General features: G+C 70.7%; 4 protein-coding genes. 3 read left to right on the top strand and 1 reads right to left on the bottom strand.

Features of this window, described 5'->3' with window-relative positions:
• Positions 1–860: 860 nt before the first annotated feature.
• Positions 861–1,895: a septum site-determining protein Ssd gene (ssd, locus tag L6E10_RS07085; protein WP_236217960.1), complete on the bottom strand. Its 1,035-nt coding sequence runs from the start codon at positions 1,893–1,895 to the stop codon at positions 861–863.
• Between the two features lie 449 nt (positions 1,896–2,344).
• Between ssd and L6E10_RS07080 the strand changes: the two genes are divergently transcribed.
• The 3 genes from L6E10_RS07080 to L6E10_RS07070 all read left to right on the top strand — a co-directional run bounded on the left by L6E10_RS07080 (position 2,345) and on the right by L6E10_RS07070 (position 6,626).
• Positions 2,345–3,139: an HAD-IB family hydrolase gene (locus L6E10_RS07080; protein WP_236217958.1), complete on the top strand. Its 795-nt coding sequence runs from the start codon at positions 2,345–2,347 to the stop codon at positions 3,137–3,139.
• 629 nt (positions 3,140–3,768) lie between these two features.
• On the top strand, positions 3,769–5,424 hold the full coding sequence (locus L6E10_RS07075; RefSeq protein WP_236217975.1) for a glycoside hydrolase family 3 protein: 1,656 nt from the start codon (positions 3,769–3,771) through the stop codon (positions 5,422–5,424).
• Positions 5,421–6,626 (top strand): exo-beta-N-acetylmuramidase NamZ domain-containing protein, encoded by a 1,206-nt coding sequence (locus L6E10_RS07070; RefSeq protein ID WP_236217957.1) that lies wholly within the window; start codon positions 5,421–5,423, stop codon positions 6,624–6,626. The genes L6E10_RS07075 and L6E10_RS07070 overlap by 4 nt, the downstream gene beginning before the upstream one ends.
• Positions 6,627–6,632: the final 6 nt, after the last annotated feature.

Genomic DNA, 6,632 nt, shown 5'->3' with positions numbered 1-6,632 from the left:
GGGGGTGGGAACGGTTCGCGCTGGCGGGTGGGGCGGGGTGGGTTCGGCGGGAGTGGGAACGGTTCGCGCTGGTGGGTGGGGCGGGGTGGGTTCGGCGGGAGTGGGCTGAGCGCTTCGCGCTGGTGGGTGGGGCGGGGTGCTCGGCGCTGGTGGGCGGAAGCGGGCGGGCGGGGTGTCTCGTGTGGGGCGGCGGACGCCGGTGGGAAGGATGCTCGCCGGTTCTGGAACATGGTCATGTCGCGCGGCCTTTCGGCCCGGCACCCGTGTCGGGCGCGGGGTTCGGAAGTGGTCGGGTGTCGTGGGAGCCGCTCGGGTCTGTTCGCGGCGAACCGCTCGGCGGCGGTCATGTCGCGCGGCCTCTCGGCCGGCACCTGTGTCGGGCGCGGGGTTCGGAAGTGGTCGGGTGTCGCGGGAGCCGCTCGGGTCTGCTTGCGGCGAACCGCTCGGCGGCGGTCATGTCGCCGGTCCCGGGCGGCGGGCGTGGCGGCCGTAGGTGATCTCGCCGCCGGTGAGGCGGAGCCAGATCTCGGTGCACCAGATGAGGAAGCGGTTCATCGCGGGGGCTCCTCCTTGAAGACGAAACGGGGTGGGAAGGGGCGGCGGTAGACGACGAGGTTGCGCAGCATCCGGCCCAGGATGCGCAGGCAGAGGCGGAGCACGGTGGTCCTTCCGGGCGAGAAGGGCGGAGGTGGAACCGTTGGCGGCGAAAGGAAAGCGGATCGGCGCGACCCGGCGGCATCCCTCGCAGCCGGGGAGCCTGGACGTCAGCACTTCCGGCACCAGCGGGTCAGGGCGCGATCCCCCCAGCATCTGGCGGGTCGCTGACACGAGCGGGCGCTTGGCGTTGCGCGCCAAGCGGGTCAGGGGCGCAGTTCCTTCAGGACCTGGCGGGCCGCTGACGCGAGCGGGCCCTTGGCGTTGCGCGGGAAGCGGCCCCGTTCCAGCACCTCCGGCAGGCCCGGTTCCGGGCGCATCGAGGTGAGCAGGGGGACGCCGATGACCTCGGCCATCTCCGCCGGGTGCAGGTTGCCGGGTGAGGGGCCGCGGACCACCAGGCGGAGGTTGCGGCCGTTCGCCAGCAGGCGGGTGGCCACCCTGCCGGCGGCCGCGGTGGCTCTTACCTCGGCCGGTACGACCAGGACCGTCAGGTCGGTGCGGTCGAGGGCTGCCGAGGCTGCCGACGTGGGGAACCTCGGGAGGTCGCAGACCACCGTGCAGCCCGCTCTGCGGCCGGCGTCGAGGACTGCCGCCACGGCGGCCGGTTCCGGGTCGGGGCCGGTGCGGTCGCAGGCGAGGACGCTCAGGTTGCCCGAGGTGGGCAGGGCGGCGCGGAGGGCCGACATCGGGACCTTGCCGCCGCTGCAGTGGACACCGGGCCAGCGGGCGCCCTCGTCGGACTCCGTGCCCAGGGCCAGGTCTATGCCGCCGCCGAGGGGGTCGCAGTCGACGAGCATCGCCTCGCCGCCCTGGGCGACGGCTTCGCGGCCGACGGCGACGGCGAGGACCGAGGCTCCGGCGCCACCCCGGCCGCCCAGGAAGGACACGACCCGGCCCCGGTCGGAGGGCGGGCCCTCGCCGAGGTCGGTCAGGGCGTTCACCAGGGCGCGGCCCTCCGCGGGCAGTTCCAGGACGCCGTCGGCTCCCAGGGCCACGGCCGGGGCCCACGGCGGATCGCCTCCGTGGACGACCAGGACGCCGGAGCGGCGCGGGAAGCCCGCGTCGAGGCAGGCGGAGACCGCGTGCGGGTCGAGCAGGACCAGCGGGGCCGAGTGCCACTGCGAGCGCAGCGACGTGACGTCCGGGGTGCAGGTGAGCGGGCAGTCGGCCGCGGCGGCGACGCGGAGGACCTCGTCGAGGAGGTCCTGGTCGGTGAGCAGGGCGGTGGGGCGGGTCATGGGGTTCACGCTGCTGGGTCGTGATGAATGACACAACGGGGTGAAGATCGAGATGTGGACAAACCAGCGGTTGTGGACAGGTCGCGATCTTCGAGGCCTTGGGGCGCAGGAAGTGTCGGGGCTGTGTGCCACGCTGAGGGGTTGGGCTGTGCGACGCCGGACACGGGCGGCAGAGGTCCAGTCGCGGCCATCGGGAAACGGCCTGCGGATATGGGACGACCCCCGCCAGGGGGGAGGGACGGGGGTCGTCAATGGTTCAGTCCCGGGGGGTCGGACTGAACCCGTCCGTCGAACCGGACTCTCCTACTGTATCCCCATGCGCCAGTGCCGCGCGCAACTTCCGCAACAGCCGCCGGGCAAGTTTCGGTAACCGTGCGGCACAACGGTTTCGTACACGAGCGAAATGCCGCCCGAACGGCCTACCGACCAGTACGCCTAAGCTGCGCTACATGAGCCGGATCGCCGCCTTCTTCGACCTCGACAAGACCGTGATCGCGAAGTCGAGCACGCTGGCGTTCAGCCGTCCCTTCTTCCAGGAAGGGCTGATCAACCGCCGCGCTGTGCTGAAAAGCGCGTACGCGCAGTTCGTGTTCATGCTGGCAGGAGCGGACGCGGACCAGATGGACCGCATGCGCGCGCACATCACGGCACTCGCCGCCGGGTGGGACGTCGAGCAGATCCGCAGCATCGTCAGCGAAACGCTGCACGACATCGTCGACCCGCTCGTCTACAAAGAAGCGACACAGTTGATCGCCGACCACAAGGCGGAGGGCCACGACGTCGTCATCGTGAGCGCCTCGGGTGAGGAACTCGTCGCGCCCATCGCCCAGATGATCGGCGCCGACCACAGCGTCGGGACGAGAATGGTCGTCCTCGACGGCCGCTACACCGGTGACATCGACTTCTACTGCGCGGCCGACAACAAGGCCATCGCCATCAAGCAGCTCGCCGCCGAGCACGGCTACGACCTCGCGCAGAGCTACGCCTACTCGGACAGCGTCACGGACCTGCCGATGCTCGAGGTCGTCGGCCACCCGACGGCCGTGAACCCGGACCGGGGCCTGCGCCGGATCGCCGTCGACAAGGACTGGCCGGTGCAGCAGTTCGTCGACCCGGTGAGCCTGCGGGGCCGCATCCCGACGCCGTCCGGCAGGGCGGTCGCGGTGACGGCCCTCGGACTCGGTGCCGCCGCGGCGGCCGGCGCCGCCTGGTACGGCCTGCGGCGCAAGCGGAACCGCGACTAGTCAAGTCCTCGAGCGACAACGGCACCCTTCGGGTCCGGTACCGGCGAGTAGCGGCAACGCGCCGCGCACGAGGTGCCCGCGTGGGTGCACGGCACGGCCCCCGTCAGCGGTACCCGAACGCGAATTCGTGCTCACAAATCCAGAAACCCCAGTACTTTCACTACTGAACGTGGCTTGAACGGTGCACCCGTCCGAGCCCTTGCTGTGACCGGGCACACGCACTTAAATGGATGGTGCGGACCTCGGGTCGGCCAGGGACCTGGCGAAGAGAAGCCAGACTCCACCCCGGCGGAGCTCCGTGCGCGGACTTCGAGTACCCACGCGCAGCACGCCGCGGGAGGCTTGTCGTCTAGGGCCTGCGTATCGGGACGCCGGACGCCGAGGCCAGGGTTGTACGACACGAGTTGCACGCTTGGTAACTCGCAAGCCCGCGCTGAAGACGGGGCACCCTTTCGAGGGTGCCCCGTCTGCTTGTGCGGTGAAGAAATGCCCCCGAACGGCAGAATGTGCCCCCGTTGACCCACCACACAGCCGTGAGTAACTTGCGAACTGCGCCAGTTACCTGTGGGAACATTACCGGGAGGCACGGACAAGTGCGGAAGTTCGCCGCGTTGACGCTGGTCACAGCCATGGTTGCCCTCACGCCGGTGGCGAGAGCGGACGCCGCCGTGACCACCCTGCGCGGGATGTCGCTGGAACAGAAGGTCGGCCAGCTCTTCGTCACGTACGTCAACGGCCAGGCCGCCGACGTCCCGCACCCCAAGAACCAGACCGACTTCGGAGTGACGACGGCCGCGGAGATGGTGCGCAAGTACCAGCCGGGCGGTGTCATCTACTTCAACAACTCGAGCCGCGACAACATCGACACGCCCAAGCAGATCGCGCGGCTCTCCAACGGCCTGCAGGAGGCCAGCCGCGTTCCGCTGCTCATCTCGATCGACCAGGAGATGGGCGTCGTCACGCGCATCGGCCCGCCCGCCACGCAGCTGCCGGGCAACATGGCCCTCGGTGCCGGCCGCAGCACGCGGGACGCGGAGGAGGCCGCGCGCATCACCGGCTCGGAGCTCCGCGCGATGGGCATCAACCAGAACTTCGCGCCGGACGCCGACGTCAACTCCAACCCGGTGAACCCCATCATCGGGGTGCGCAGCTTCTCGAGCGACCCGAAGCTCGCGGCCGAGATGACGGCCGCGCAGGTCAGGGGCTACGAGGGCCGCCGCCTGCTCGACCCGGCGACGGTCACCTCGACCGCCAAGCACTTCCCCGGCCACGGCGACACGTCCGAGGACAGCCACACCGCCCTGCCGGTCTCCAACCGGAGCCTGGAGCAGTGGCGCCAGATCGACTCGCCGCCGTTCAAGGCCGCCATCGACGCCAAGATCGACTCGATCATGACCGCGCACATCCAGGTGCCGCAGATCGACCCGTCGGGCAACCCTGCGACGCTCAGCCCGAAGATCATCACCGGTCTGCTGCGCGACGAGCTGGGGTACGACGGCGTGGTCGTCACCGACTCGCTGGAGATGGCGGGCGTGCGCAAGCTGCACTCCGACGCCGAGATCCCGGTGCTGGCCATCAAGGCGGGCGTCGACCAGCTGCTGATGCCGCCGAACCTCGGTCTCGCGATCGACAGCGTCCTCAAGGCCGTCCGCAGCGGTGAGATCTCCGAGAAGCGCATCGACGAGAGCGTCCTGCGCATCCTCAAGATGAAGCTCCTGCGCGGCGTCATGGTCACCGCCCGGGTCGACGAGAACAGGGCCGACCAGGTCGTCGGCTCCAACACGCAGCAGGCCCAGGCCATCGCCGACCGCACCATCACGGTCGTCCGCAACGACGGCCAGGCGATCCCGCTGAACGCCACCGCTCCCCTGGTCGTCGGCACGAGCGACGCCACGGTCTCGCCACTGGCCACGCGTCTCAAGGGCATCAAGGTCGTCACGGCGGCGAGCCCCACGGCGGCGCAGGTCCAGCAGGCGCTGGCAGCGGCGGCCGGCGCCGACAAGATCGTGGTGCTGACCAACAACCTGAGCACCAGGCCGGCCCAGCTCGACCTGCTCAACCAGCTCGTCGCCACCGGCAAGCCGGTCATCGCCGCCGCCACCGCCAACCCGTACGACGTGGCCCACGGCAACGCCAAGACGTGGCTCGCGACGTACTCGACCACGACCGTGTCGATGGAGGCGCTGGCGAAGGTCCTGCTCGGCGAGACCACGCCGCGGGGCAAGCTCCCGGTCGACGTCCCCGGCCCGACGCCCTACCCGTTCGGGCACGGGGTGACCTGGTGAGGCGGCGGAGCTTCCTCGCCGCAGGCGCCCTGTCCGTCCCCCTCGTCACCGCTCCGGCCGCCAGTGCGGCCCCGAAGCTCACCACCGCCGCGGAGCAGCTCGCGAGCGACGGCTGGCGCAAGCTCCGGGGCCGCAAGGTCGGCGTGCTGACGAACCCCACGGGCGTCTTGAAGGACCAGACGCACATCGTCGACTCGATGGTCGCCCACGGCGCCAGGCCGACGGCCGTGTTCGGCCCCGAACACGGCTTCCGCGGCACGGCGCAGGCCGGCGGCTCCGAGGGCGACTACGCGGACCCGCGCACCGGCGTCCCCGTGTACGACACGTACGGCGCCAACCCAGCGAAGATCCAGGCGATGTTCGCGAAGGCCGGCATCGACACCGTCGTGTTCGACATCGCGGACGTGGGCGCGCGCTTCTACACCTACATCTGGTCGATGTACCAGGCGATGGAGGCCGCGGCGAACCTCGACTTCATCGTGCTGGACCGCCCGAACCCCATCGGCGGCAGGGCGAACGGCCCGCAGCTCGACCCCGCCCACGCCACCTTCGTGGGCCTCAAGCCCATCGTCCAGCAGCACGGCATGACGGTCGGCGAGCTCGCCCGCTTCTTCGTGGGCGAGTTCGGCCTGAAGACGAGGCTGGAGGTCGTGAACGTCCGGGGCTGGCGGCGCGACCAGCTCGACACCGGCCTGCCGTGGGTGCCGCCGAGCCCGAACATGCCCACCCCGGACACCGCGCTGGTCTACCCCGGCACGTGCCTGTTCGAGGGCACGGTGCTGTCCGAGGGCCGCGGCACCACCCGTCCGTTCGAGACCGTCGGCGCACCCGGCATCGACTGGCGCTGGGCGGAGGAGCTGAACTCCCTGGGCCTGGCGGGGGTGAGGTTCCGCGAGACCTACTTCTCGCCGACGTTCAACAAGTTCCAGGGCAAGACCTGCGGCGGTGTCACCCTGCACGTCACCGACCCGCACGAGTTCGACGCCATCCGAGCCGCCGTCGCGATGATCATCACCGTGAGGTCGCTGTACCCGGCCGTCTTCGCGTGGCGGCCCGACAACTGGATCGACAAGCTCAGCGGCTCCGGCCGGCTGCGCGGGATGATCGACGCCCAGGCTCCGCTGGACGAGGTCGTCGGCGCGTGGCAGCAGGAGCTGCAGCAGTTCCGCCGCACCCGCCTGCCCTACCTGCGCTACCGGTGAGGACGC

The organism is Lentzea sp. CC55 (assembly GCF_021056325.1).
Classification (GTDB): Bacteria; Actinomycetota; Actinomycetes; order Mycobacteriales; family Pseudonocardiaceae; genus Lentzea; species Lentzea jiangxiensis.
Note: the sequence above shows the minus strand (reverse complement) of the source record. Positions and strands in the feature narration are given on the sequence as shown.